Here is a 25,547-nt window from a genome sequence, read left to right as displayed (position 1 = left end):
GTCCTGTCGACACACGCCCTTTTCGCAGGGGCGCGGACGCGCGGACGGGGATTCTCTGCGCCGTGCTCGCACCATTCCGCGCATTCCCCCCAGGAGGTCCAGCACATGCGTTCACCCACTCTTCTCGCGTCCGGGGTCCGCCGGAGAATCGGCGGCCTGGGCGCGGCGCTCATCGTCGGCGTCCTCGGTTCCGCCGCCGTCCTGGTCGCGCCGCAGCCCTCGCAGGCCGCCGAGAGCACCCTGGGCAGCGCGGCGGCGCAGAGCGGTCGGTACTTCGGAACCGCCATCGCGTCGGGGCGGCTCGGCGACGCCACGTACACGACGATCGCGAACCGCGAGTTCAACTCGGTGACCGCCGAGAACGAGATGAAGATCGACGCCACCGAACCGCAGCAGGGCCGGTTCGACTTCACCGCCGGCGACCGCGTCTACAACTGGGCGGTGCAGAACGGCAAGCAGGTCCGCGGGCACACCCTGGCCTGGCACTCCCAGCAGCCCGGCTGGATGCAGAACCTGAGCGGCAGCGCGCTGCGCCAGGCCATGAACAACCACATCACCGGCGTCATGACCCACTACAAGGGCAAGATCACCCAGTGGGACGTCGTCAACGAGGCCTTCGCCGACGGCACTTCCGGCGCCCGGCGCGACTCCAACCTCCAGCGCAGCGGCAACGACTGGATCGAGGTCGCCTTCCGCACCGCCCGCGCGGCCGACCCGGCCGCCAAGCTCTGCTACAACGACTACAACGTGGAGAACTGGACCTGGGCCAAGACCCAGGCGATGTACTCCATGGTCCGGGACTTCAAGCAGCGCGGCGTCCCCATCGACTGCGTCGGCTTCCAGTCGCACTTCAACAACGACAGCCCGTACAACAGCAACTTCCGCACCACCCTGCAGAACTTCGCCGCCCTCGGCGTCGACGTCGCCATCACCGAGCTCGACATCCAGGGCGCCTCGGGCACGACGTACGCCAACGTGACCAACGACTGTCTGGCGGTGCCGCGCTGCCTCGGCATCACCGTCTGGGGCGTGCGCGACACCGACTCCTGGCGGGCGGAGCACACGCCCCTGCTCTTCAACGGCGACGGCAGCAAGAAGCCCGCGTACACCTCGGTCCTCAACGCCCTCAACGCGGGCTCCTCCACGCCGAACCCGACGCCGACGCCGACCCCCACCCCCTCTCCCGGCTCCGGTCCGATCAAGGGCGTCGCCTCGGGCCGTTGCGTGGACGTGCCCGGCGCCGTCACCACCGACGGCACCCAGGTCCAGCTGTGGGACTGCAACGGCCGGACCAACCAGCAGTGGACCCTCACCGCCGCGGGCGAGCTCAGGGTCTACGGCGACAAGTGCCTGGACGCCGCCGGCACCGCCAACGGCGCCAAGGTGCAGATCTACTCCTGCTGGGGCGGTGACAACCAGAAGTGGCGTCTCGGCTCCGACGGCTCCATCGTCGGCGTGCAGTCCGGACGCTGCCTCGACGCAGCCGCGAGCGGCACCGCCAACGGCACGCAGATCCAACTCTACTCCTGCTGGAACGGCACCAACCAGCGCTGGACCCGCGCCTGACCGGATCCGCTGACACCCGCACCACGGAGGGGAGCCAGGACGTTCCTGGCTCCCCTCGGCGCGTTCAGGCGGGGGAAGGGTTGCCGTAGTACGCATCCGGGCCGTGCTTGCGCGTGAAGTGGCGGTCCAGGAGGTGCCGCGGGGGCTCGACCGTGCCCAGGGCCATCGTGCGGAGGGCCATCTCGGCCACCGCCTCGCAGATGACGGCGTGCTCCAGGGACGCGGTGGCGTCGGCGCCCCAGGTGAAGGGGCCGTGGTGGGCCACCAGGGCGCCGGGGACCTCGCGGGCCCTCGTGTCGTCGCGGTCGAGCAGGTCCACGATGACCTGGCCGGTGTTGTACTCGTAGTCCGTGGCGCACTGCTCCGGGGTGAGGGGCGCGGTGACGGGGACGGGCCCGTTGAAGGTGTCCGCGTGGGTCGTGCCGAGCACCGGAATCGAGCGCCGGGCCTGGGCGAAGGCGACGGCGTGGGTGGAGTGCGTGTGGGTCACGCCTCCGATGGAGGGGAAGGCCAGGTAGAGGCTCCGGTGGGTCTCCGTGTCCGTGGACGGGCGCAGGCGGCCCTCCACGACGCTCCCGTCGGCGAGCGAGACGACGACCAGGTCGTCGGCGGTCAGGACGTCGTAGGACACGCCCGAGGGCTTGATGACGAAGACGCCGGCCCCCCGGTCCACTCCGCTCACGTTGCCCCAGGTGAGGGTGGCGAGACCGGACCGCGGGATGCGGAGGTTGGCCTCCAGCACCTCCCGGCGCAGCTCCTCGGAGACGGCGGTGCTCACGGTCGGCTCCCTCCTGTCGGGGGCGGTGGGCGCGGTCACAGGCTCTGCGCCAGACGGTGGTAGGCCTGGTTCCAGCGCAGCTCGCGGGCGAAGCGGCGGACGGTGGTGTCCTCGTCGATGACGGCGAGTTCGGTGCGCAGCATCTCGGCGAGGTCGTCGAGCTCCTCGCCGCCGAGGGCGGTGGTGAGGACGGTGTGGTGGGGCGCGCCGGCCGTCAGCCACGCCTCGGTGGAGGTACGCAGGTCGGGCCGCGGCCGCCAGACGGCCCGGGCGACGGGGAGCCGGGGCAGCGGCTCGGGCGGGGCGACGACGTCGATGTGGTTGGCGACGAGGCGGAACCGGTCGCCCATGTCGGCGAGGCCGACCACGACGGCCGGTCCGGGGTCCGCGTCGAAGACGAGACGGACCGGGTCCTCGCGTCCGCCGATGCCGAGCGGGTGGATCTCGCAGGAGGGCCGCGCCGTGGTGAGGGAGGGGCAGACCTCCAGCATGTGGGCGCCGAGGATGAGCTCCTGGCCGGGCGTGAGGTCGTAGGTGTAGTCCTCCATGAAGGAGGTGCCGCCGGGCAGGCCGTGCGCCATCGCCTTGAGGGTGCGCAGCAGGGTGGAGGTCTTCCAGTCCCCTTCGCCGCCGAAGCCGTACCCGTCCGCCATCAGGCGCTGCACGGCGAGGCCGGGGAGCTGCCGCAGGCCGCCGAGGTCCTCGAAGTTGGTGGTGAAGGCGCGGAACCCGCCGTCGGTGAGGAAGGTGCGCAGGCCTGCCTCGATGCGGGCGGCGTAGCGCAGGGAGGCGTGGCGCTCGCCGCCGGGCCGCAGCTCGGGAGCGAGGGCGTAGAGGTCCTGGTACTCCTTGACGAGGGCGGTGACGGTGGACTCGTCGGCCGCGTCGACCGCCGCGACGAGGTCGTTGACGCCGTACGTGTTGACCGAGACGCCGAACCGCAGTTGTGCCTCGACCTTGTCGCCCTCGGTGACGGCGACGTCCCGCATGTTGTCGCCGAAGCGGGCGAGCTTGAGGGTGGTGAGTTCGGCGCGGCCGACGGCGGCGCGGGCCCAGCCGGCGATGCGGTCGACGACCTCGGGAGTGGAGACGTGGCCGGCGACGGTCTTGCGCGGGACACCGAGGCGGGTCTGGACGAAACCGAACTCTCGGTCGCCGTGGGCGGCCTGGTTCAGGTTCATGAAGTCCATGTCGATGGTGGACCAGGGCAGCCGGCGGTTGGCCTGGGTGTGCAGGTGGAGCAGGGGCTTGCGCAGGGCGTCGAGGCCGGCGATCCACATCTTGGCCGGGGAGAAGGTGTGCATCCAGGCGATCAGGCCGATGCAGCGGTCGTCGGCCTCGGCCTCCAGGCAGATCGCGCGGATGGCGGCCGCGTCGGTGAGGACCGGTTTCCACACCAGGCGGACGGTCAGCTGCGGCTGGGCGGCGAGGGTGTCGCGGATGGCGCGGGACTGGTCGGCGACCTGGGCGAGGGTGTCGTCGCCGTAGAGGGACTGGCTGCCGGTGAGGAACCAGATCTCACGGTCGGGCTGGGCGGGCGTCATGTCGGGTGTGCTCCTCGGAGGTGCGGGGCGGGGAGGTCGGGGCGGTCAGCCGGTCGGGCCGGCGGCGCGTGCGGCGTTGCGGATCCGCCGCAGGCGGTGGAGGAGGTGCGTGCCGGTGCCGAAGTGGTCGTGCAGGGCGCGGTACTCGTGGAACAGGGCGTCGTAGGCGTCCGCCCTGGCGGGGTCGGGCAGATAGGCGTGGCGCTGGACGCTGCCCATGGCGGAGGCGGCGGAGCGGACGTCGGGGTGGGCGCCCGCGGCGACGGCGGCGTGGATGGCCGAGCCGAGCGCCGGTCCCTGTTCGGAGGTGCCGAGGGAGACGGGACGGCGGAGGACGTCGGCGTGGATCTGCATGAGCAGCGCGTTCTTCCTCAGGCCTCCGGTGACGATGAACTCCTCGACGGGGATCCCGGCGTTCTCGAAGGTCTCGACGATCAGCCGGGTGCCGTAGGCGGTGGCTTCGAGCAGGGCCCGGTAGACGTCCTCGGGCCGGGTGTCCAGGGTGAGGCCGGCGATGACGCCGGAGAGGTGGTGGTCGACCAGGACGGAGCGGTTGCCGTTCATCCAGTCCAGGGCGACCAGGCCGTGCGCGCCGACCGGCTGTGCGGCGGCCTTGCGGGTGAGGAACCGGTGGAGGTCCTCACCGGCCGCCTCGGCCTCGGCGCGGTAGTGGTCGGGGACGCCCTGGCGGAGCCACCAGGCGAAGATGTCGCCGACGGCGCTCTGACCGGCCTCGTAGCCGTAGGCGCCCGTCACGATGCCGCCGTCGACGACCCCGCAGATGCCGGGGACCTCGGCGAGGGTGGCGCCGTTGAGGACGTGGCAGGTGGAGGTGCCCATGATGGCGAGCATCCGGCCGTTCTCGACGGCGCCCGCGGCGGGTGCGGCGACGTGGGCGTCGACGTTGCCGGCGGCGACGGCGATGCCCTCGGGCAGGCCCGTCCAGCGGGCGGCCGTGGCGCTCAGTCCACCGACGCGGGAGCCCAGCGGCGAGAGCGGGTGCTCCAGGCGGGTGGCGGGGAAGTCGGCGAAGTCCGGATGGAGTCCGGCGAGGAAGTCGGGCGAGGGGTACGTGCCGTCCTGGTGGATGCCCTTGTAGCCGGCGGTGCAGGTGTTGCGGGACTCGCTGCCGGTGAGCTGCCAGACGATCCAGTCGGCCGCCTCGATCCAGCGGGCGCAAGCGGCGTAGACGGCGGGGTCCTCCTCCAGGACCTGCAGGGCCTTCGCGTACTGCCACTCGGCGGAGATCTTCCCGCCGTACCGTGCGATCCACTTCTCGCCCCGGGCGTGCGCGAGGGCGTTGATGCGGTCGGCCTGGTCCTGGGCCGCGTGGTGCTTCCACAGTTTGGGCCAGGCGTGCGGGCGGTCGGCCCAGGCGGGCGTCAGGGCGAGGGGGGTGCCGTCCTGGGTGGTGGGCAGGACGGTGCAGGCGGTGAAGTCGGTGGCGATGCCGATGACGTCGGCGGGGTCGACTCCGGCGTCGGCGAGCGCCGCGGGGACGGCGGTGCGCAGGACGTCGCGCCAGTCCTCGGGGTGCTGCAGGGCCCAGTCGGGGGGCAGGGGGGCACCCGTGGTGGGCAGGCGGTCCTCGATGACGGCGTGGCGGTACTCGTGGACCGACGCACCGAGTTCGGCGCCGTCCCGGACTCTCACCACGACGGCGCGGCCGGAGAGCGTGCCGAAGTCGACGCCGATGGTGCATGCCTCGGGGTGGTGGCGGGCCACGGGACCGGGAAGTACGGGTGAGCTCACGATGCGGGGTCTCTCTCGTCGGGAGCGGGGCGAGTGGGGGGAGCCCTCAGATTGTTAACGCTCACAATTGAGTTGAACAAGGGGTGGGAGCGGTTCTGTCGAACATCGAGCGCGAAAGGCCGGTCCGGAAGTGAGCGCTCACTCGGCTGGGCGCGGCAGGGCGACGGGCCGCGAACGGCGTTCCGGGGGCGGGGGGGGGCATGAGGCGAGGGGGACGGGGTGACGCAAGGGGCGGGCTGAGGCAAGGGAGAGGTGGGTGAGGCGAGGGGGCGGGGGTGCCGGGCGAGGGGATGGGGGCGCGTGCGGAGGCGCGGGGCGGCCGCCGCACGGCGCCCCGTCGCAGGCCCGGGACGCCGGAGGCCGTACGGCCCGCCGTCGGGGGACGGGACCGGCCGCCGTGAGAACTCCGGCGTCGCCGAAACCGCCTGTACGGCGTCTGGGGCCGCCGCCACTGGCCGTAGGGCCTCCAGCCGACGCGGACCAAGGGAGGCACGGCCTCCAGCTGACGCGGACCGCGGAGGCACGGCCTCCAGTGGACACGGGCACCGGTCGCACGCCCGGTGAACGCGCCGCCGGTCGCATGGCCTCTGGCGGCCACCCACTGGCCATAGGGCCTCCGGCGGTCGCCGCCGCTGGTCGTACAGCCTCTGATGGACGCGGACACTGTTCGCGCGCCTGGTGCACGCGCCACTGACCACACGGTCTCCAGCAGTCACCGACACCGACCGCACCGCCTCTGATGGACGCGGACACTGTTCGCGCGCCTGGTGCACGCGCCACTGACCACACGGCCTTCGGTGGCCGCCGCAACCGGTCGTACGACCTCTGATGGTCGCCGCCCACTGGCCATACGGCCTTCGGCGGACGCCCGAGACTGGTCGCACTGCCTTCGGCGGGCACCGCCGTCGGCCGCACGGCCCGCAGCGCCTGCGCCGGAAGGGCGCCGTCGGCCGCACGGCCCGCAGCAGACCGACGTCACCCGCCCTACGGCCCGCAGCGGTCACCGCCACCGGCCAGCCGGTCTCCAGCGGCTACCGACACCGGCCGCACCGCCTTCGCCCGAAGGGCGCCGTCGCCGCCGTCGGCCGCACGGCCCGCAGCAGACCGACGTCACCCGCCCTACAGCCCGCAGGGCGGGCACCGACACCGGCCAGCCGGCCTCCAGCAGTCACCGACACCGGCCGCGCCGCCTCCAGCGGCCACCGCCACTGACACCGGCCGCACCGCCTCCGCCCGAAGGGCGCCGTCGCCGTCCGTCCGCACGGGCCCCGACCCGCCCCGCCACCCACCGCGCGTGCGGGCGTGCGGCAGCACGGGCGGCGCGGCGTGGCACCGCGCGGCGGCGGGAACCCGTGGCCGGTGTCAGGCCTCGTGCGGTGGGCGCGTGCTCGCGCGCATGATGAGCTGCGGTTCCACCAGGAGGTGCTCGGTCTTCGTGGCGCGTCCCTCGATGTGGTCGACCAGGAGGCCGATGCTCCGGCGGCCGATGGCGGCGAAGTCCTGCCGGACCGTCGTCAGCGGCGGGGGGAAGTACTCGGCCTCGGGGATGTCGTCGAAGCCGGCGACGGCCACCTGGGCGGGGGTGCGGATCCCGCCCTCGCGCAGGGCCCGCAGGACGCCGAGCGCCATCTGGTCGTTGGCGACGAAGACGGCCGTGACCGGGGTCGCCCCGCGGCGGGCCATGGCGAGTCCCGCGAGTTCCTGCCCGGCGCGGTACCCGGACAGGGGGCTCCAGTCGCCGGTCAGGACGCGCGGCGGGCGGATGCCGCTCTCCTCCAGGACGGCGCGCCAGCCGGCGGTGCGGGCCTCGCTCTCCAGCCAGTCGCCGGGGCCCGCCACGTGCCAGACGTTGGCGTGGCCGGCGGCGAGCAGGTGCTCGGTGACCATGCGGGCGCCGAGTTCCTGGTCGAGGGAGACGCCGGGCAGGTCGAGCTGGTGCCCGCCCTCCACGGTCACCACGGGGAAGGGCGCGTCCAGTTCGGCGAGGGCCTGCACGTGGGAGCGCTGCGGGGTGATGGCGACGACGCCTTCGACGCCCCAGGCGGCGAGGTGGTCGATGGCGTCCCTGAGCCCCTGTCCCCCTCCGCTGCGCAGGCTGACGGTCGAGACGAGGTAGCCCTCCTCGCGGGCTGCCTCCTCCAGGCCGGTCAGGGTGCTGGCGGGGCCGTACAGGGCGGTGTTGACGGCGATGACGCCGAGCGTCCTGGTGCGGCGCGTGACCAGGGCGCGCGCGGCGGAGTTGCGGCGGTAGCCGAGCCGCTCGATGGCCACGGTGACCTGCTCGCGGGTGGCCGCGCGCACGTTGGGGTGGCCGCTCAGCACCCGGGAGACGGTCTGGTGGGAGACCCCCGCCTCCCGTGCGACGTCGGCCATCGTCGGCGGGCGGACGTCTTCCGCGGGGTGCGCCACGTTCGCCTCCCTTCTCGGTGCTCACGGCTGTGTATCGATACGGGAAAAACCTTAGCGCCTCTTGTATCACGCCTTTGTGAGCGCTAACAATCTGTCTCGACCGGGGCGCCGACGCCCCGGCCACCCAGCCGGAACGGAGCCGTCCCGGTGGTGCGGGGACCGCGCTGCCGGCGAGCCCGTCCCCGGTCGGAGCCGCCTCGACGACGGGATGGGTACGCCCATGAAGAAGTTCCGATCCGCATCCGCTCTCCTGGCCGTGACCACCGGCTGCGCCCTGCTGCTGACCGCCTGCGGGCAGTCCGGCGAGGGCGGCAGCCAGGAGGCCAAGGACAAGAAGGAGCGCACCATCGGCATCGCCATGCCGACCAAGTCCTCCGAGCGGTGGATCGCCGACGGCCGCAACATGACGGAGAGCCTGAAGAAGGCCGGCTTCGCCACGACCCTGCAGTACGGCGAGGACGACCCCGACCAGCAGGTCGCCCAGATCGAGAACATGATCACCCAGGGGGTCGACGCCCTGGTCGTGGCCGCCATCAACGGCGAGGCCCTGTCCAACGTGCTGCAACAGGCCGCGGACGCCGACATCCCGGTGATCTCCTACGACCGGCTCATCCTGGGTTCCCCCCACATCGACTACTACGCCTCCTTCGACAACGAGAAGGTCGGCGAGCTCCAGGCCACGTACATCGTCGACAAGCTGGGGCTCGCGTCCGGCGCCAAGAAGGGCCCGTTCAACATCGAGCTCTTCGCCGGCTCCAACGACGACAACAACACCAAGTACTTCTTCAACGGCGCCATGAAGGTGCTGAAGCCCTACCTCGACAAGAAGCAGCTGGTCGTGCGCTCCCGGCAGACCCAGCTCAACCAGGTCACCACCCTGCGCTGGGACGGCGGGACGGCGCAGAAGCGCATGGACGACCTGCTCACCTCCGCGTACTCCACGGCCCGCGTCGACGCCGTCCTCTCCCCGTACGACGGCATCTCCATCGGCATCCTGTCCGCCCTGAAGTCGGACGACTACGGGAGCGCCGCCAAGCCGCTGCCGGTCGTCACCGGCCAGGACGCGGAGGTCGCCTCCGTGAAGTCGATCATCGCGGGCGAGCAGACGCAGACCGTCTACAAGGACACCCGCGCGCTGGCGCAGGTCGCCTCGGACATGGTGGCCGCCGTCCTCGACGGCAAGAAGCCCGAGGTCAACGACGAGACCAGCTACGACAACGGCAAGAAGGTGGTTCCGGCCCGCCTCCTCGAACCGGTCAGCGTCGACAAGTCGAACTACCGGAAGGTGCTGGTCGACTCCGGCTACATCAACGCCGGGGCCCTGAAGTGACCGCCCTCCTCCAGATGCGGTCCATCGTCAAGACCTTCCCCGGCGTCCGGGCGCTCTCCGAGGTGACCCTGACCGTGGAGCGCGGCGAGGTGCACGCGCTGTGCGGAGAGAACGGCGCCGGGAAGTCGACCCTCATGAAGGTCCTCTCCGGCGTCCACCCGCACGGCAGCTACGAGGGCGAGATCCTCTTCGACGGCGAGCCGTGCCGTTTCAAGGACATCAGGGCCAGCGAGCGCCGCGGCATCGTCATCATCCACCAGGAGCTGGCGCTCGTCCCCCACCTGTCGATCGCCGAGAACATCTTCCTCGGCAACGAACCGTCCCGGCGCGGGGTCGTCGACTGGCACCAGGTGCTGCGGCGCGCGTCCGCGCTGCTCCGGCGGGTCGGGCTCGACGAGCACCCCGAGACCCGGGTCGCCGACATCGGCGTGGGCAAGCAGCAGCTCGTGGAGATCGCCAAGGCCCTCGCGAAGGACGTGCGCCTGCTGATCCTCGACGAGCCCACCGCCGCCCTCAACGACGAGGACAGCGCGAAGCTGCTGCGGCTCATGGGGGAACTGAAGGACCAGGGCATCACCTCGATCCTCATCTCGCACAAGCTGAACGAGATCGCCAGGATCGCCGACTCCGTCACCGTCCTGCGGGACGGGCGGTCCATCGAGACCCTCGACGTCAGGGACCCGGCCACCACCGAGGAGCGCATCATCCGCGGCATGGTGGGTCGGGACCTCGACAGCCGCTTCCCCGACCGCACGCCGTACGACGGCCCGGCCGACGCGGCTCCCGTCCTGGAGATCCGGGACTGGACCGTGCGTCACCCGCTCGACCGCGGCCGCAAGGTCGTCGACGGCGTCTCGCTCCGGGTGCGCCGGGGGGAGATCGTCGGCGTCGCCGGCCTCATGGGGGCCGGCCGGACCGAGCTCGCCATGAGCGTCTTCGGTCGTTCCTACGGCCGCTACGAGCGGGGCACCGTGCTCAAGGACGGCCGCGAGGTGCGGACGCGCACGGTGCCCGAGGCGGTCGCCCACGGCATCGCGTACGTCACCGAGGACCGCAAGCACTACGGTCTCGACCTCGGGGACTCCGTGAGCCGGAACATCTCCCTGGCGTCCCTCGGCGCCCTCGCCCGCCGCGGGTTCGTCGACGGGCACGAGGAACGCAGGGTGGCCGAACGCTACCGGCGGACCATGAACATCAAGGCCCCGAACGTCCTCGAACCGGTCGGCCGCCTCTCCGGCGGCAACCAGCAGAAGGTCGTCCTCAGCAAGTGGATCCTCGCCGGACCGGACGTCCTCATCCTCGACGAGCCCACCCGCGGGGTCGACGTCGGGGCCAAGTACGAGATCTACACCGTGATCGACCGGCTCGCCGCCGAAGGCAAGGCGATCCTCCTCATCTCCTCCGAACTGCCCGAACTGCTCGGCATGTGCGACCGCGTCTACACCATGGCCGCCGGGCGGCTGACCGGCGAGGTCGCCCGCGCGGACGCCACCCAGGAAGTGCTGATGCGGCACATGACGCAGGACTCCCCCGCACCGTCGGCGGTCACCGCAGACCCCGCCCCCAGTGAAGGACACCAGGCATGAGCACCGAAGCCGGCACGAAGACGACCGCCCCCGCGCCCCCGGGCGGCGGGACCCCGTCCACCGGCACCCCCCTGCTCCGGGTGCTCCTCGACGGCGTCCGCCGGAACATGCGCCAGTACGGCATGCTCTTCGCGCTCGGCCTGATCGTGCTGCTGTTCCAGATCTGGACAGGCGGCGACCTCCTGCTGCCGCGCAACGTGTCCAACCTCGTCCTCCAGAACAGCTACATCCTCATCCTGGCCATCGGCATGATGATCGTCATCATCTCCGGGCACATCGACCTGTCGGTCGGCTCGCTGATGGCCCTGGTGGGCGGTCTCGGAGCGGTGCTCATGGTCGAGCACCACGTCTCCTGGCCCGTCGCGGTGCTCCTCACCCTGCTCCTCGGGGCGGCCGCCGGCGCGCTGCAGGGCTTCTTCATCGCGTACGTCGGCATACCGTCGTTCATCGTCACCCTCGCCGGGATGCTGCTGTTCCGCGGGCTCACGGAGATCTTCCTCAAGGGTCAGACCCTCGGGCCGTTCCCGGACGGACTGCAGAAGATCGCGAACGGCTTCCTGCCGGAGGTCGGGCCGCGGACCGACTACCACAACCTGACGCTGCTCCTCGGCCTGGGCCTGATCGCCTACGTGGTCCTCCAGGAGGTGCGGGACCGCCGCCGTCAGCGGGAGTTCGCCCTGGAGACGCTCCCGGCGGGCCTGTTCGCGCTGAAGGTGACCGCGCTGGTCGCCGCGGTCCTGGTCACCACGCTTCTCCTGGCCAGCTACAAGGGCGCACCCGTGGTCCTCCTCATCCTGGCCGTGCTGCTGGTCGGCTTCGGGTACGTGATGCGCAACGCGGTGATCGGCCGCCACGTGTACGCGATCGGCGGGAACCTGCCCGCCGCGAAGCTCTCCGGGGTCAAGGACAGGAAGGTGACGTTCGCGGTCTTCCTGAACATGGGGATGCTGGCGGCGCTCGCCGGCCTCGTCTTCGCGGCCCGCTTCAACGCGGCCTCGCCCAAGGCGGGCGTGAACTTCGAACTGGAGGCCATCGCCGCCGCGTTCATCGGCGGGGCGTCGATGAGCGGGGGCGTCGGGACCGTCCTGGGGGCCATCATCGGCGGCCTGGTGCTCGGCGTGCTGAACAACGGCATGAACCTCGTCGGGGTCGGCACCGACTGGCAGCAGGTCATCAAGGGCCTGGTGCTGCTCGCGGCGGTCGGCTTCGACGTGTGGAACAAGCGGAGGGCGGGCGCCTGACGCGGTCCGGGACACGGCTGTGCCCGCCGGCGGGGAACCGGCGGGCACAGCCGTGTCCGTACGCAGGCGGTCAGTGCCGGGTACCGAACCGGAGGACCGTCCTCGACGCGTACCGCTCGCCCGGCCGCAGCACCGGGGACGGGTCGCCGGGGCGGTTCGGGGAGTCGGGGAAGTGCTGGGTCTCCAGCGCGATGCCGGCGCCCGACCGGTAGGGCGTACCGCTCTTGCCGAGGACCGTGCCGTCGAACTGGCCCGCGGTGTAGACCTGCAGTCCGGGCTCGGTGGTCAGGACCTCCATGCGGCGGCCGGTGGCCGGCGCGTACAGGACGGCGGCGCGACGCGGGGTGGCGGCGGGCCGCCGTGCGAGCACGAAGTTGTGGTCGTATCCGCCGTCCGCGCCGGGGCGGGCCAGGGCGTCGGCGATCCGGAGCGGCCTGCGGAGGTCGAAGGCGGTGCCGGCGACGGGACGGTGGTCCCCGCGGGGGATGAGGTCCGCGTCGACCGGCGTGTAGTGGGAGGCGTGGACGGCCAGTTCGTGGCCGAGGATGTCGCCCGCGCCCTCGCCTTCGAGGTTGAAGTAGGCGTGGTTGGTGAGGTTGACCGGGGTGGGCGCGTCGGTGAACGCCGTGTACGTGAAGGCGAGTTCGTCGTCGCGGCCGATGAGGCAGCTGACGGTGGCGTCCAGGTTGCCCGGGAAGCCCTGGTCGCCGTCCGGGCTGCGGAGGCGCAGGAGCACACCGGTCCACTCCGGGGTGTGCACGCTCTCGGCTTCCCACAGGCGGGTGTCGAAGCCGTCGGTTCCGCCGTGCAGGCAGTGGCCGTTCTCCTGCGTGGTGAGCTGGTACGGCGCCCCGTCCAGGGAGAACCGGCCGTGGGCGATGCGGTTGGCGTACCGGCCGACGGTGGCACCGAAGTACCGGGCGGTGGTGGCCGTGTGGCGCGGGTCGCGGGGTGCGAGGACGACGTCGGCCACGGTGCCGTCTCGGTCGGGCACCCACAGGCCGTGGAGGCGGGCGCCGAGGGCGTGCACCTCCGCCGTGAGTCCGCCGGGGAAGCCGAAGGTCCATCGTTCTCCGGCGTAGGGGTCGGGGCGGCGGACCGGCGGGACTCCGGTGAGGGGTGACGGCGGAGCTGGGTTCATGGGGGTTCCTTGGTCGCGGGGTGGGCGCAGCCGGAAAGGGGGCGGGGAGAGGACCCCCGCCCCCTGCGTGGCCCGGGGTCTATGCCGTCCGGCGGGTTCCGCCGAAGAGGCGCTGGAGGAGGATGAAGACGAACAGCAGGCCGCCGATGACGATGCGGGTCCACCAGGAACTGAGCGTGCCCTGGAAGCTGATGACGGTCTGGATGAGTCCGAGGACCGTGACGCCGAGCGCGGTGCCCAGGACGAAGCCGGAGCCACCGGTCAGGAGCGTTCCGCCGATGACGGCGGCGGCGATGGCGTCGAGTTCCATGCCGACGGCGTGCAGGGCGTATCCGGACAGCATGTAGAAGGTGAGCAGCAGGCCGCCGAGGGCGGAGCAGAGGCCGCTCACCGCGTACACCGCGATCTTGGTGCGTCCGACGGGGAGGCCCATGAGGCGGGCGGAGGACTCGCTGCCGCCCAGGGCGTAGACGGTGCGGCCGAAGCGGGTGTGGTGGAGGACGACGAAGGCGAGCGCCAGCACGGTCAGGGCGATGACGACGGCGGGCGAGACGAACAGGCCCCCGGGCAGGAGCACCCGGGTCTGGGCGATCCGGGTGGTCGTCGGGTCGGTGACGGAGAGGGACTCGGTGCTGATCGTGTAGCAGAGGCCGCGGGCGAGGAACATGCCCGCGAGGGTGACGATGAAGGGCTGGATCTCGAAGGTGTGGATGACCCAGCCCATGAGGGCGCCGCCCCCCGCCCCCACCAGCAGGACCAGGGGGACCGCCAGGGCGAGCGGCAGGCCGTTCTGTTCGACGAGCCAGGCCGTCAGCATGGTCGACAGCGCCACCATGGAGCCGACCGACAGGTCGATTCCGCCGGTGAGGAGGACGAAGGTCATGCCGATGGCGACGACGAGCAGGAAGCTGTTGTCGATCAGGACGTTGAGCAGGACCTGCGCGGAGAAGAAGCCCTCGTACTGCACGGAGCCGATCGAGAACATCGCGACCAGCAGGGTGGCCGTGACCATCAGCGGCAGGCGGGCGGCGTGCCGTGCCGAGAAGCGGTGGAGCGGTTTGGCGAGGGGGGTGCTCACGGGTGGACCTCCTGCCGGCGGGCCGTCAGGTCGCCCGCGGTCGAGGCGGGATCCGGGGCGGCCGTACGGCGACGGCGTGAGAGTCGCGCGCGGAAGACGGGCGACTGGACCAGGCAGACGACGATGACGACGAGGGCCTTGAAGACGAGGGTGGTCTCCGGCGGCACGCCGAGGGTGTAGATGGTGGTCGAGAGGGTCTGGATGACGAGCGCGCCGAGGACCGTGCCGCCGAGGGAGAAGCGGCCGCCCGTGAGGGCGGTCCCGCCGATGACCACGGCCAGGATGGCGTCCAGTTCGATCCACAGGCCCGCGTTGTTGCCGTCGGCGCTGGACACGTTGGAGCTGATCATGAGGCCGGCGACGGCGGCGCAGACCGCGCAGACGACGTAGACCGTGACGAGGAGGCCGGCCGCGCGGATGCCGACGAGCCGGCTCGCCACGGGGTTGCCGCCCACCGATTCGATGAGCATGCCGAGCGCGGTCCGGCGGGTGACGAGGGAGGCGACGGCGACGAGGGCCGCGGCGAGCAGGACGGCGAACGGGAGGGTGAGCCAGTAGCCGCCGCCGATCATCTTGTACGCGCCGCTGGACACGCTGATGATCTGGCCGTCGGTGATCAGCTGGGCCACGCCGCGGCCGGCGACCATGAGGACCAGCGTGGCGACGATGGGCTGGACTCCGAGCCGGGCGACGAGGAAGCCGTTCAGGAGGCCGATCGCGGCGGCCACGCCGACCGCGAGCACGATCGCCGCCAGGACGGTGGAGAGGCTTCCGGGGTTCTCGGCGGTGGCGATGTGCTCGCAGGCGAGCGCGCCGGCGATGGCGACCGTCGAGCCGACCGAGAGGTCGATGCCCCGGGTGGCGATGACGAGCGTCATGCCGACGGAGACCAGGATCAGCGGGGCGCCGAACTGGAGGATGTCGATCAGGCTGCCGTACAGGTGTCCGTTCTGGACGCGGACGGCGAAGAAGTCGTGGGTGAGCGCGACGTTCCCCAGCAGCAGGGCGGCAAGGACGGAGGCGGGCCAGAACAGGCGGTGCCCGGTCAGCCGCCGGACCCCGGCCGCCCGGCCGGGGCGCCCCCGGGCGCCGGTGTCGTCAGGTGGTGTCATGAGGTGGCTCCGGTGGCGATGGCGCCCAGGATCCGGTCGGGCGTCAGAGTCGTGTCGTTGGGGAGGGTGGCGACGAGCCGGTGGTCGCGCAGGACGCCGACCCGGTGGCTCAGCCGCAGCACTTCCTCGAGTTCGGCGGAGATGAAGAGGACCGCCGTGCCCTCCGCGGCCAGACGGCCGACGAGTCTCTGGATCTCCGTCTTGGCGCCGATGTCGATGCCGCGGGTGGGTTCGTCCAGGATCAGCAGTTCGGGGTCGGTGAGCAGCCACCGGGCGAGCAGCACCTTCTGCTGGTTGCCGCCGCTGAGGTTGCGGACCTGGGCCTCGGGGTCGGCCGGGCGGATGTCGAGGACCTCGGTCCACCGGGCGGCGATCTCGTCCTGCCGGGCGCGGGAGAGGGGCCTGGTCCAGCCGCGTGCGGCCTGGAGGGCGAGCACGATGTTCTCGCGGACGGTGAGTTCGCCGATCAGGCCCTCGGCCTTGCGGTTCTCCGAGCAGAAGGCGATCTTGCGGGCGATCGCGGCCCGCGGGGAGCGCAGGACCGCGCGTTCCCCGTGGATCCGCAGCTCGCCGCCGTCGGCGTGGTCGGCTCCGAAGAGCAGTCGGGCGGCCTCGGTCCGTCCGGATCCGAGGAGTCCGGCCAGGCCGATGACCTCACCGCGGTGGACGTCGAGGTCGTACGGCTGGATGGAGCCGGACCTGGTGAGTCCGCGGGCGCTGAGGAGGGGCGCTCCGGCGGCCTCGGGGGCGGCGGCGGTGTCGGTGCGGGAGGTCCCGGCGAGTTCGTCGAGGGTTCTCAGTTCGCTGCCGACCATGTGGTGGACCAGGGTGACGGGGGTCAGCTCGTCGATCCGGTACTCGCCTTGCAGGCGTCCGTTGCGCAGGACGGTCACCCGGTCGCACAGGTCGAAGACCTGGTCGAGGAAGTGGGTGACGAAGAGGATCGCCACCCCCCGGTCGCGGAGCCGGCGCACCAGGGCGAAGAGCTGGGCGACCTCGTCGCGGTCGAGGCTGGAGGTGGGCTCGTCGAGGACGAGGACCTTGGCCTGGACGTCCACGGCGCGGACGATCGCGACGAGTTGCTGGACGGCCAGGGAGTGGGCGCTCAGCGGCATGCGGACGTCGAGGTCGAGTTCCAGCTCGGTGATGAGTTGGGCCGCGCGCCGGTGGAGGGCCTTCCAGTGGACGAGGCCGAAGCGCCGGGGTTCGCGGCCGACGAGGATGTTCTCGGCGACCGAGAGGTTGGGGCAGAGGTTGACCTCCTGGTAGACGGTGCTGATTCCGGCGTGCTGCGCTTCCAGCGGCTGGGCGAACCGCTGGGGGTCGCCGTCGACGGAGACCGTTCCCGCGTCGGGCGGGTGGACTCCGGTGAGCACCTTGATGAGGGTGGACTTGCCGGCGCCGTTCTCGCCCATCAGCGCGTGGACCTCGCCGGGGAAGAGGCGCAGGTCCACGCCGTCGAGGGCGAGGACGCCGGGGAACGCCTTGCGGATGCCGCGGGCCTCCAGGACCGGGCGGCCGGCGGGGGTGGGTGTGCGGGGGGTGGGTGGGGCTGTCATCCGCCCTCCTCGTTCTGGGGGGCCGGGGGCGGCGCGGGGGCCGCCCCCGGCCCGGTGCGGGCGGTGGGTCAGTACTGGCGGCCGGGCAGGGCGGCCGCGGCCTGGTCCTGGGTGAAGACGCCCTCCTTGACCTCGACCCGGCGCGGGACGCTCTCCCCGGCCGCGACCTTCTTGGCGAGCTCCATGAGCTGGTCGCCGAGGAGCGGGTTGCACTCGACCACCACGTTGATCTTCTTCTCCTGCATGGCGACGAAGGCGTCCTTGATGCCGTCGACGGAGATCACCTTGATGTCGGTGCCCGGCTTCTTGCCCGCTTCCTCGATGGCCTGGATGGCGCCGAGGGCCATGTCGTCGTTGTGGGCGTACAGGACGTCGATGTCCTCGTGGGACTTGAGGAAGGCCTGCATGACCTCCTTGCCCTTGGCGCGGGTGAAGTCCCCGGTCTGGGAGGCGACGACCTTGAACTTGGGGTCGCCCTTGACGACTTCGGCGAAGCCCGCCCTGCGGTCGTTGGCGGGGGCGGAGCCGGTGGTGCCCTGGAGCTCGACGACGTTGACGGGGTCGGAGCTTCCCTCGTACTCCTTGACGAGCCACTTGCCCGCCTCCTGCCCCTCCTTGACGAAGTCGGAGCCGAGGAAGGTGCGGTAGAGGGAGGTGTCCTGCGAGTCGACGGCGCGGTCGGTGAGGATGACGGGGATGCCCGCGTTCTTCGCCTCCTTCAGGACGGTGTCCCAGCCGGATTCGACCACCGGCGAGAAGGCGATGACGTCCACCTTCTGCTGGATGAAGGTGCGGATGGCCTTGATCTGGTTCTCCTGCTTCTGCTGCGCGTCGGAGAACTTGAGCGTGATGCCGGCCTTCTCGGCCGCCTCGCGTACGGACTTGGTGTTGGCCGTGCGCCAGCCGCTCTCGGCACCCACCTGGGCGAAGCCGAGCACCAGGGTGCCGTCGGAGGAGCCCTTGCCGGTGCCGCCGGTGGTGCCGGTGGGTGCGGGCTCGGTGGTGCAGGCGGTCAGCGCGCCGGCGGCCAGGACGGCGGTGGCGATGACGCGGAGGGCTCTGTGGGCCATGTCGTGGTTCCTCTCGGGACGTGCGTGGTACGAGGCGGGGCCCAGAAGGGGACGGGCCCGGCGAAGGGAGGCTGCGCAGCGGTGGTCGAACCGGGTGGTGACAGAACGAGGCGTCGGCTCCCGGCGACCGGTGGGTCGGCGAACGCGAGTCATTGTGAGCGCTAACAGTCACGCAACTCAAGGGTTCGTACGGTGGTTACCCGTTTTTGATACGGAGAGGTGGAGGCGGCTTCCGGGAACCGGGCTGGGGAAGTTGTGAGCGTTAACAGTGAGGGCAGCGCCGTACCCCGGAGCCGAAGTCCGAACGCATTGGCGTCCGTTGACACGCCCCGCCGCGCTTCGTATCGTCGCGGCACCCTTTCGAACGACGTCCGGGATGTCGAACAGCAGGAGTCGCCCATGCGTACCCCTCGCTCCCTCCCCCAGGGCCGCCGCCGGTGAGCCGCCGGGGGCGGGCCGTGGTCCTCGACGCCCCCGGCGCGGTCCGCCTCACGAAGCACCTGCCGCGACGGCCGGGGCCGGGCGAGGCCGAGGTGCGCGTCCACGCCGTGGGGACGTGCGGGAGCGATCGCGACCTCCACCTGGGCCGTCACCCCGCGCCGTACGCGCGGTATCCCCTCACCCCGGGCCACGAGTGGTCGGGCACCGTCTCCGCCGTGGGAGAGGGCGCGCCCGCCTCACTGGTCGGCCGGAAGGTCGTGGGCGAGGGGCTGCGCACCTGCGCGACCTGCGCACCCTGCCGGGCCGGCGCCACCGACCACTGCGCCGCCGACTACGAGGAGACGGGGTTCGCCCTCCCCGGCGCGATGACCCCGACCCTCGTCCTCCCCGCGCGCCCGCTGCACACCCCTGCCGCCGGACACCGATCTCGACGCGGCCGCGCTCCTCGAACCCGCCGCCCGCGCGGCCGCCGCCGTCCTCCGGCCTTGAGGCACGCCCCCTGCTCGGCGCGCGTAGCCGTCATCGGCTCCGGCGCGCTCGGCCCGCCCGCCGCGCAGCTCCTCGACGCCTTCTCCCCGAGCGAGCTGACGGTCGTCGGCACCGGCCCCGGCCGCGCCGAGCCGTCCCACCGCTTCGGGGCCTCCGGCTACCGCACCTGGGACCGCGCCTCCGGTCTCGCCGACGTCGACGTGGTGATCGACGCCGTGGGCGCGACGTCGACCGCACGCGCCGCGACGTCCCTGCTGCGACCGGGAGTACGTCTGGTCCTGACCGGCCTCCCCGCCGCGGGGGCGGAGCGGCTCGACCCCGCGCGGGTCGTCGCACGGCAGCTGTCGCTCGGCACCGCCTTCGGCGCCTCCTCCGACGCCTGGTCCCACGCCGTACGCGCCTTCTCCGCGGCGCGGCTGACACCGCTCGCCCTCCTCACCCACCGGATGGACCTCGTGGAGTTCGAGCGGGCCGTGGCATCCACGTCCGGCGGCGACCCGCGCGTCGGGAGGATCCCGCTCCGCCCGTAGGGCGGGGCTTCGTGAGCGGGCTGATAGGAGGTGCCGTCCCGGGCGGGGCGGCGTGAGGTGCCGTCAGGAGCGGGCCGGAAGACCCCGGCCGTTTCGGCCACCTCGTCGAGGGTCGACCGCCGTCACGGCACGCCGCCCACCATGATTCGCCTCATGTCCCGCACCGAAGGCCCGAACCCGAAAGCCGGAAGACCGGAAAGCCGGAAGACCGGAGCGCTTCCCGTCGCAGGACCATTAGTACGCCATAGCGACCGCCCGAAGTGCCCTTCAAACGCGTCCACTTGACAGCCAGGATCGGTGCCGCCCACGATACGGCCACGCCCCGGACCTGCCGAACCCCTACTGGGCTCGCTTCCGATGGGAGCGCTCCCAGGCCTCTTCGGCGGCCGAGGCGCACGGGTGCCCCGTGGCCGGAGCCGCCGCCGCACGGGAGCTCGTACCACCGCACTTCCTCAGTGCGTCGCCCGCTCGGGACGAGAGCGCGCGACGCTGCCGCCGTCAGGAAACCGAGGTACAGCCATGCGCCGCAGAATCCGCGCCCTCCTCGCAGCACTCACCGCGCTGCCGTTGGCGCTCGCCGTCGCACCGTCCGCCCACGCGGCGGACCCCACCACCATGACCAGCGGGTTCTACGTGGACCCCGATTCCAGCGCGAAGAAGTGGGTCGCCGCCAACCCCGGCGACGGCCGCGCCCCCGCGATCAACGCGTCCGTCGCCAACACCCCCATGGCCCGTTGGTTCGGCGCCTGGAGCGGCACGATCGGCACCGCGACGGGCGCGTACGTCGGCGCCGCCGACCAACAGGACAAACTGCCCGTCCTGGTCGCGTACAACATCCACCTCCGCGACTCGTGCGGCGGTCACTCGGGTGGCGGCGCCTCCTCGCCCTCCGCGTACGCGACCTGGATCGCCCAGTTCGCCGGCGGGATCGCCCAGCGCCCGGCCGTCGTCGTCCTCGAACCCGACTCCCTCGCGGACTACGGCTGCCTGAATGCGACCCAGATCCGCGAACGCCAGGGCATGATCAGCGGCGCCGTCGCCGAGTTCAACCGCCAGGCCCCTCACACCTGGGTCTACCTCGACGCCGGCAACCCCGGCTGGGTCAACGCCGCGACGATGGCCCAGCGCCTCCACGAAGCCGGCCTCCGGCAGGCGCACGGCTTCTCCCTCAACGTCTCGAACCACTACACCACCGCCCAGAACACCGCCTACGGCAACGCCGTCAACGGCGAGCTGGCCGCCCGCTACGGCTACACCAAGCCCTTCGTCGTCGACACCAGCCGCAACGGCAACGGCGCCAACGGCGAGTGGTGCAACGCGGCCGGCCGCCGCATCGGCACCCCCACCCGGCTGGGCGGCGGCGCCGAGATGCTGCTGTGGATCAAGGCCCCGGGCGAGTCCGACGGCAACTGCGGCGTCGGGACCGGCTCCACGGCCGGCCAGTTCCTCCCCGAGGTCGCCTACAAGATGATCTACGGCTACTGATCTCCGACTCCCGCGGCCCGGCCTCCGCCGCCGCACGGCCGGGCCGCGGGTACCATCCGTCCCCCTCCCCCGTCCTCCGACCAGGAGCCGCCCCCCATGAAGCCACGCAGCCTTCGGCGCCGTGCGACCGCCGCCCTCGCGGCGCTCGCGGCCTGTGCCGCCCTCACCGCGACGCAGGGGCAGGCGCAGGCCGCGCCCGCCGCGGACCCGCTCGGCCCGGCCACGGAGTTCTACGTGGATCCGGACAGCAAGGCCGCCCGGCAGGCGCTCACCGACCTCCGGCACGGCGATCTCACGAACGCCGTGAACATGGCCAGGCTCGCGAGCTGGCCGCAGGCCGAGTGGTTCACCGAGGGCACCCCCGACGAGGTGCGGGCCAAGGCACGGAGCCTGGTCCGCGAGGCCCGGGCGGCGGACCGGACCCCCGTCCTGGTCGCCTACAACGTCCCGGGCCGGGACTGCAGCCAGTATTCCAGCGGCGGCGCCGCGTCCTCCGCCGCCTACCGGCGGTGGATCGACGCCTTCGCCGCCGGCATCGGCGACAGCAAGGCCGTCGTCGTGGTCGAGCCCGACGGCCTGGCCCTCCTCCCGAGCGACTGCGGGCCCGACGTGGATCCGACCGGCGCCCTCACGGCGGCCCGCGTCGCCGACCTCGGATACGCCGTCAGGACCCTCAAGGCCAAGGCCCGGACCGCGGTCTACCTCGACGCGGGCAACGTCCTGTGGCGGTCCGTCGGCGAGATGGCGCGGCGCCTGCTCGACGCCGGGGTGCGGGACGGCGACGGCTTCGCCCTCAACGTCTCCAACAACCACCCCACCGACCACAACGCGCGCTACGGCACCTGGATGGCCAAGTGCGTGTGGTACGCCACCGAGGGGCCCGCCCACGCCCGCGGTCACACCGACTGGTGCGCCACCCAGTACTACTCCCCCGCCGCGCCCAACGACGGCACCCCGGGCAACGCGGTCGACTCCGCCGACCCCGCCACCTGGCGCTGGACCGACGCCTGGTTCGACCAGGCCGTGGGGACCCCGCCGGACGACGCGCTGGAGCACTTCGTCATCGACACCAGCCGCAACGGCCGGGGGGCCTGGACGCCGGAGCCCGGCAAGTACACCGGCGACCCGGAGGTCTGGTGCAACGCACCGGGCCGCGGCCTCGGTCCGCGCCCGACCGCCGACACCGGGGTTCCACTCGTCGACGCCTACCTGTGGATCAAGATCCCGGGCGAGTCCGACGGCACCTGCGCCCGCGGCACCGGCGGCACGATCGACCCCGAGTACGGCGTCGTCGACCCGCCCGCCGGCACTTGGTGGCCCGCTCAGGCCCATGCGCTGGCCCGCAACGCGACACCCCGGCTGACCTTCAACCGCTGAGCGCCGCTCCCCCACCCCCACCCGGCCCCGGCCCCGGCCCCGGCCCCGGCCCCGGTGAGGCTCCGCCAGGGCCGGGCGCGCCGCGCGCCCGGCCTCGCGGCCCCCTCCGCGGGCGCCACCGAATGGCCGAACCGCCGGGATTCACGCCTCCGTCGAAACCGTTGACGGTGACGGCGGGCGGTCACTAATCTCCGCTCCAGATCCCCACCCCACCGACCCGGTCCGACGCGGCACTCTTTGGGAGCGCTCCCACAGCTTCCGCGGACGCCTGCGACACAACCCGTGCCGGATCGTTCCTGCCCCGGGCCCGCCCGTCCGAGCACCCCGGCTCTCCACCGGGCCCCCGCCCGTCCGCCCGTCCCGCCGACGCCCCTCCCCTTCCCGTAGGAGCCGCACATGCCCCCCACCGCCTCGTCGTTACTGCGCCGCCCCGCCCACCTCTCCGCCGCGCTCCTGACGGGCGCGCTCCTCCTCGGCGGCCTCACGACCGTCCCCGCTGCCGCCGGCCCGTCCGTCACGGCGGCGGCCACCTCGGCCGTACGCGTCAACCAGGTCGGCTACCTGCCCGACGGCCCCAAGCGCGCCACCGTCGTCACCACGGCGACGCAGCCGCTCGGCTGGCAGTTGAGGGACGCCTCCGGGACGGTCGTGGCCTCCGGCTCGACCGTCCCGCGCGGCGCGGACGCCCCCTCCGGGCAGTCCACCCAGGTGGCGGACTTCTCCTCGCACCGGACCACGGGCAGCGGCTACGTCCTGACCGTGGACGGCAGCAGCAGCGCGCCCTTCGACATCCGCGCGGACCTCTACGACACGCTGCGCTCCGACTCCATGGCCTTCTTCCACCACCAGCGCAGCGGCATCGCCATCGACGCCTCCCTGGTGGGTCCGGCCTACGCGCGCCCGGCCGGCCATCTCGGCGTCGCCCCCAACGAGGGGGACACCGCCGTCCCCTGTCAGGCCGGTGTGTGCGACTACACCCGTGACGTCCGCGGCGGCTGGTACGACGCCGGCGACCACGGAAAGTACGTGGTCAACGGCGGCCTCTCCACCTGGCTGCTCGTCAACTCCTACGAGAGGGCCGCACGCGCGGGCAAGGAGGCCGCGCTGGGCGACTCCACGCTGCGCGTCCCCGAGCGCGGCAACGGCCTGCCGGACGTCCTCGACGAGGCGCGGTGGGAGCTCGACTTCCTGATGCGGATGCAGGTGCCCGACGGCAAGCCGTACGCGGGCATGGCGTTCCACAAGATCCACGACGCGGCCTGGACCGGCATGCCGATGCGGCCCGAGCAGGACCCCCAGCCGCGCGAGCTGCACCGCCCGTCCACCGCCGCCACCCTCAACCTCGCGGCGGCGGCCGCGCAGTGCGCCCGGGTCTTCCGGCCGTACGACTCCGCCTACGCCGACCGATGCCTGTCCGCCGCCCGCCGGGCGTGGACCGCCGCGCAGGCGAACCCGGCGCTCTACGCCCCGGATTCCGACAGCACGGGCGGCGGCGCCTACGGGGACACCCGCGTCACCGACGAGTTCTACTGGGCGGCCGCCGAGCTGTACGCGGCGACCGGCGACAGCGCCTACCGGGACGCCGTCACCTCGTCGCCCTGGCACACCTCCGCCGACGCGTTCAGCCCGTACGGCTTCGGCTGGGCGGACACCGCCGCGCTCGGCCGGCTCGTCCTGGCCACCGTACCGACCGGGCTGCCCGCCGCCGACACGGCCCGGATCCGCACCTCGGTGACCGCGGCGGCCGACGGCTACCTGAACAGGATGGCCGCCCAGGGGTACGCCGTGCCCGTCCCCGCGGACGGTTACTTCTGGGGATCGAACGGCGAGGTCGCCAACGACGCCGTCGTCATGGCCGTCGCCGGAGAGCTGACGGGCGACGCGCGCTACCGCGCCGGCGCCCTGGAGACCCTGGACTACCTGCTGGGACGCAACGCCCTCGGCACCTCGTACGTGACCGGCTACGGCGAGACGTCCGCGCAGAACCAGCACCACCGCTTCTGGGCGCACCAGCTGGACGCCTCCCTGCCGCACCCGCCGGCCGGTTCGCTCGCGGGCGGCCCCAACAGCGGGCTCCAGGACCCGGTGGCCCAGGAGCGGCTGCGCGGCTGCGCCCCGGCGGCCTGCTACGTCGACCACATCGACTCGTACTCGACCAACGAGGTGGCGGTCAACTGGAACGCCCCGCTGGCCTGGCTCGCCGCCTACGCCGCCGAGCGTACCTCCGGCGGCGGTGAACAACCGCCCGCGGCCGCCTGCGCGGTGACGTACGCGGTGAGCAACGTCTGGAGCACCGGCTTCACCGCGACCGTCACCGTCAAGAACACCGGTCCGACGGCCGTGGACGGATGGCAGCTGGCCTGGGCCTACGTCGGCGGCCAGCGCGTCACGAGCGCGTGGAACGCCACCGTCACCCAGAGCGGCACCGCCGTCAGCGCCCGCAACGCCGACTGGAACCGGACGATCGCCCCCGGCGCGACGGTGAGCTTCGGGGTCCAGGGGACCCACACCGGCTCGACCCCCTCCCCCGCGGGCTTCACGCTCAACGCGAGCGCCTGCGCCTGACCCCCGCGGCCGGGCCCGGACGGAGCTGTCCGTCCGGGCCCGGCCGCCGGTCCGCGGGTCAGACCAGCAGGACGATCGCCAGCGCGCCCGACGCGTCGACGACGCCGCACCATTCCGACCAGGCGCGGGGGACGACGCGGCCGGTGCGGTGGTGCGCCAGGTCCCAGAGGGCATGGGCGAACCAGCCGGCGGCCACGACGTACAGAGCGGTCCGGCCGTCCACGAGCAGGACCGTCGCGGCCCACGCGCAGAAGAGGACGAGGCCCACCGTCTGGACGGTGAGGGCCCGGCGGTCGCCGAGCTCGCCGCGTACCGCGCCGAAGGCCAGATAGCACAGCGGCATGACCACGAGGAGGGCGGCGAGGAAGGAGGTGGGCGGGAGCCCGTCGGCGAAGGTCGCCACGGCGAGGCCGAGCGCCAGCAGGGTCGGCCAGCGGTGGGCGAGGAACCGGATCGTCGTCATGCCCCCCACTGTCGGACACGGGACCGCTCCG

At 72.6% G+C, this 25,547-nt stretch carries 17 protein-coding genes and 1 pseudogene; 8 read left to right on the top strand and 10 right to left on the bottom strand.

Annotated features, from left to right (window positions below):
- The first annotated feature begins 105 nt into the window (after positions 1-105).
- Positions 106-1,566 (top strand): endo-1,4-beta-xylanase, encoded by a 1,461-nt coding sequence (locus tag ACFZCF_RS15490; RefSeq protein ID WP_391286860.1) that lies wholly within the window; start codon positions 106-108, stop codon positions 1,564-1,566.
- A gap of 64 nt (positions 1,567-1,630) precedes the next feature.
- On the opposite strand, the gene araD is transcribed toward ACFZCF_RS15490, so the two are convergent.
- The 4 genes from araD to ACFZCF_RS15470 form a co-directional block, all read right to left on the bottom strand.
- Positions 1,631-2,344, bottom strand: coding sequence for an L-ribulose-5-phosphate 4-epimerase AraD (gene araD, locus ACFZCF_RS15485; protein ID WP_391286859.1), 714 nt, complete (start codon positions 2,342-2,344; stop codon positions 1,631-1,633).
- 35 nt (positions 2,345-2,379) lie between these two features.
- Complete coding sequence (araA, locus tag ACFZCF_RS15480) at positions 2,380-3,888, bottom strand: L-arabinose isomerase (protein WP_391286858.1); 1,509 nt, start codon at positions 3,886-3,888, stop codon at positions 2,380-2,382.
- A gap of 45 nt (positions 3,889-3,933) precedes the next feature.
- Entirely contained in the window at positions 3,934-5,640 is a 1,707-nt protein-coding gene (gene araB / locus ACFZCF_RS15475) for a ribulokinase (RefSeq protein ID WP_391286857.1), read from the bottom strand.
- A gap of 1,362 nt (positions 5,641-7,002) precedes the next feature.
- On the bottom strand, positions 7,003-8,049 hold the full coding sequence (locus ACFZCF_RS15470) for a LacI family DNA-binding transcriptional regulator (RefSeq protein ID WP_388447694.1): 1,047 nt from the start codon (positions 8,047-8,049) through the stop codon (positions 7,003-7,005).
- Between the two features lie 220 nt (positions 8,050-8,269).
- Here ACFZCF_RS15470 and chvE point away from each other — a divergent pair, with 220 nt between their 5' ends.
- The 3 genes from chvE to mmsB are packed head-to-tail and all read left to right on the top strand — an operon-like array spanning position 8,270 to position 12,206.
- On the top strand, positions 8,270-9,379 hold the full coding sequence (gene chvE / locus ACFZCF_RS15465; protein WP_391286856.1) for a multiple monosaccharide ABC transporter substrate-binding protein: 1,110 nt from the start codon (positions 8,270-8,272) through the stop codon (positions 9,377-9,379).
- 14 nt (positions 9,380-9,393) lie between these two features.
- On the top strand, positions 9,394-10,965 hold the full coding sequence (mmsA, locus tag ACFZCF_RS15460) for a multiple monosaccharide ABC transporter ATP-binding protein (RefSeq protein ID WP_388448172.1): 1,572 nt from the start codon (positions 9,394-9,396) through the stop codon (positions 10,963-10,965).
- Entirely contained in the window at positions 10,962-12,206 is a 1,245-nt protein-coding gene (mmsB, locus tag ACFZCF_RS15455) for a multiple monosaccharide ABC transporter permease (RefSeq protein ID WP_391286855.1), read from the top strand. Before mmsA ends, mmsB begins: the two co-directional genes overlap by 4 nt.
- A gap of 70 nt (positions 12,207-12,276) precedes the next feature.
- Here mmsB and ACFZCF_RS15450 read toward each other — a convergent pair whose 3' ends face one another.
- The 5 genes from ACFZCF_RS15450 to ACFZCF_RS15430 all read right to left on the bottom strand — a co-directional run bounded on the left by ACFZCF_RS15450 (position 12,277) and on the right by ACFZCF_RS15430 (position 18,166).
- Positions 12,277-13,347, bottom strand: coding sequence for a galactose-1-epimerase (locus ACFZCF_RS15450; RefSeq protein WP_391286854.1), 1,071 nt, complete (start codon positions 13,345-13,347; stop codon positions 12,277-12,279).
- A gap of 79 nt (positions 13,348-13,426) precedes the next feature.
- On the bottom strand, positions 13,427-14,425 hold the full coding sequence (gene yjfF, locus ACFZCF_RS15445) for a galactofuranose ABC transporter, permease protein YjfF (RefSeq protein ID WP_388447702.1): 999 nt from the start codon (positions 14,423-14,425) through the stop codon (positions 13,427-13,429).
- Positions 14,422-15,537 (bottom strand): ABC transporter permease, encoded by a 1,116-nt coding sequence (locus ACFZCF_RS15440; protein WP_391286853.1) that lies wholly within the window; start codon positions 15,535-15,537, stop codon positions 14,422-14,424. Before ACFZCF_RS15440 ends, yjfF begins: the two co-directional genes overlap by 4 nt.
- Positions 15,534-17,096: an ATP-binding cassette domain-containing protein gene (locus tag ACFZCF_RS15435; protein ID WP_391286852.1), complete on the bottom strand. Its 1,563-nt coding sequence runs from the start codon at positions 17,094-17,096 to the stop codon at positions 15,534-15,536. The genes ACFZCF_RS15440 and ACFZCF_RS15435 overlap by 4 nt, the downstream gene beginning before the upstream one ends.
- Positions 17,097-17,164: 68 nt before the next feature.
- Positions 17,165-18,166, bottom strand: a complete 1,002-nt coding sequence (locus ACFZCF_RS15430) for an ABC transporter substrate-binding protein (RefSeq protein WP_388447708.1) — start codon at positions 18,164-18,166, stop codon at positions 17,165-17,167.
- 437 nt (positions 18,167-18,603) lie between these two features.
- Between ACFZCF_RS15430 and ACFZCF_RS15425 the strand changes: the two are divergent.
- The 4 genes and pseudogenes from ACFZCF_RS15425 (at position 18,604) to ACFZCF_RS15410 (ending at position 25,053) form a co-directional block, all read left to right on the top strand.
- Positions 18,604-19,626: pseudogene (locus tag ACFZCF_RS15425) on the top strand (zinc-binding dehydrogenase).
- Positions 19,627-20,145: 519 nt separating this feature from the next.
- Complete coding sequence (locus tag ACFZCF_RS15420) at positions 20,146-21,111, top strand: glycoside hydrolase family 6 protein (RefSeq protein ID WP_391286851.1); 966 nt, start codon at positions 20,146-20,148, stop codon at positions 21,109-21,111.
- Between the two features lie 96 nt (positions 21,112-21,207).
- The gene (locus ACFZCF_RS15415; RefSeq protein ID WP_391286850.1) at positions 21,208-22,488 is read left to right on the top strand and encodes a glycoside hydrolase family 6 protein; all 1,281 of its coding nucleotides are present in this window, start codon (positions 21,208-21,210) and stop codon (positions 22,486-22,488) included.
- A 396-nt stretch (positions 22,489-22,884) separates the two neighbouring features.
- Positions 22,885-25,053: a glycoside hydrolase family 9 protein gene (locus ACFZCF_RS15410; RefSeq protein WP_391286849.1), complete on the top strand. Its 2,169-nt coding sequence runs from the start codon at positions 22,885-22,887 to the stop codon at positions 25,051-25,053.
- Positions 25,054-25,111: 58 nt separating this feature from the next.
- On the opposite strand, the gene ACFZCF_RS15405 is transcribed toward ACFZCF_RS15410, so the two are convergent.
- Positions 25,112-25,516, bottom strand: a complete 405-nt coding sequence (locus ACFZCF_RS15405; protein ID WP_391286848.1) for a hypothetical protein — start codon at positions 25,514-25,516, stop codon at positions 25,112-25,114.
- Positions 25,517-25,547: the final 31 nt, after the last annotated feature.

The sequence above is a fragment of the Streptomyces sp. NPDC007945 genome, from assembly GCF_042958885.1.
Lineage (GTDB): Bacteria > Actinomycetota > Actinomycetes > Streptomycetales > Streptomycetaceae > Streptomyces.
Note: the sequence above shows the minus strand (reverse complement) of the source record. Positions and strands in the feature narration are given on the sequence as shown.

Excerpts from the sequence above, each read along its gene's own strand:
- ACFZCF_RS15430 (WP_388447708.1), bottom strand. The coding sequence starts at position 18,166 with ATGGCCCACAGAGCCCTCCGCGTCATCGCCACCGCCGTCCTGGCCGCC.
- ACFZCF_RS15435 (WP_391286852.1), bottom strand. The coding sequence starts at position 17,096 with ATGACAGCCCCACCCACCCCCCGCACACCCACCCCCGCCGGCCGCCCG.
- ACFZCF_RS15405 (WP_391286848.1), bottom strand. The coding sequence starts at position 25,516 with ATGACGACGATCCGGTTCCTCGCCCACCGCTGGCCGACCCTGCTGGCG.
- araA (WP_391286858.1), bottom strand. The coding sequence starts at position 3,888 with ATGACGCCCGCCCAGCCCGACCGTGAGATCTGGTTCCTCACCGGCAGC.
- ACFZCF_RS15410 (WP_391286849.1), top strand. The coding sequence starts at position 22,885 with ATGCCCCCCACCGCCTCGTCGTTACTGCGCCGCCCCGCCCACCTCTCC.
- chvE (WP_391286856.1), top strand. The coding sequence starts at position 8,270 with ATGAAGAAGTTCCGATCCGCATCCGCTCTCCTGGCCGTGACCACCGGC.
- mmsA (WP_388448172.1), top strand. The coding sequence starts at position 9,394 with ATGCGGTCCATCGTCAAGACCTTCCCCGGCGTCCGGGCGCTCTCCGAG.
- mmsB (WP_391286855.1), top strand. The coding sequence starts at position 10,962 with ATGAGCACCGAAGCCGGCACGAAGACGACCGCCCCCGCGCCCCCGGGC.
- ACFZCF_RS15450 (WP_391286854.1), bottom strand. The coding sequence starts at position 13,347 with ATGAACCCAGCTCCGCCGTCACCCCTCACCGGAGTCCCGCCGGTCCGC.
- ACFZCF_RS15415 (WP_391286850.1), top strand. The coding sequence starts at position 21,208 with ATGAAGCCACGCAGCCTTCGGCGCCGTGCGACCGCCGCCCTCGCGGCG.
- ACFZCF_RS15420 (WP_391286851.1), top strand. The coding sequence starts at position 20,146 with ATGCGCCGCAGAATCCGCGCCCTCCTCGCAGCACTCACCGCGCTGCCG.
- ACFZCF_RS15440 (WP_391286853.1), bottom strand. The coding sequence starts at position 15,537 with ATGACACCACCTGACGACACCGGCGCCCGGGGGCGCCCCGGCCGGGCG.
- ACFZCF_RS15490 (WP_391286860.1), top strand. The coding sequence starts at position 106 with ATGCGTTCACCCACTCTTCTCGCGTCCGGGGTCCGCCGGAGAATCGGC.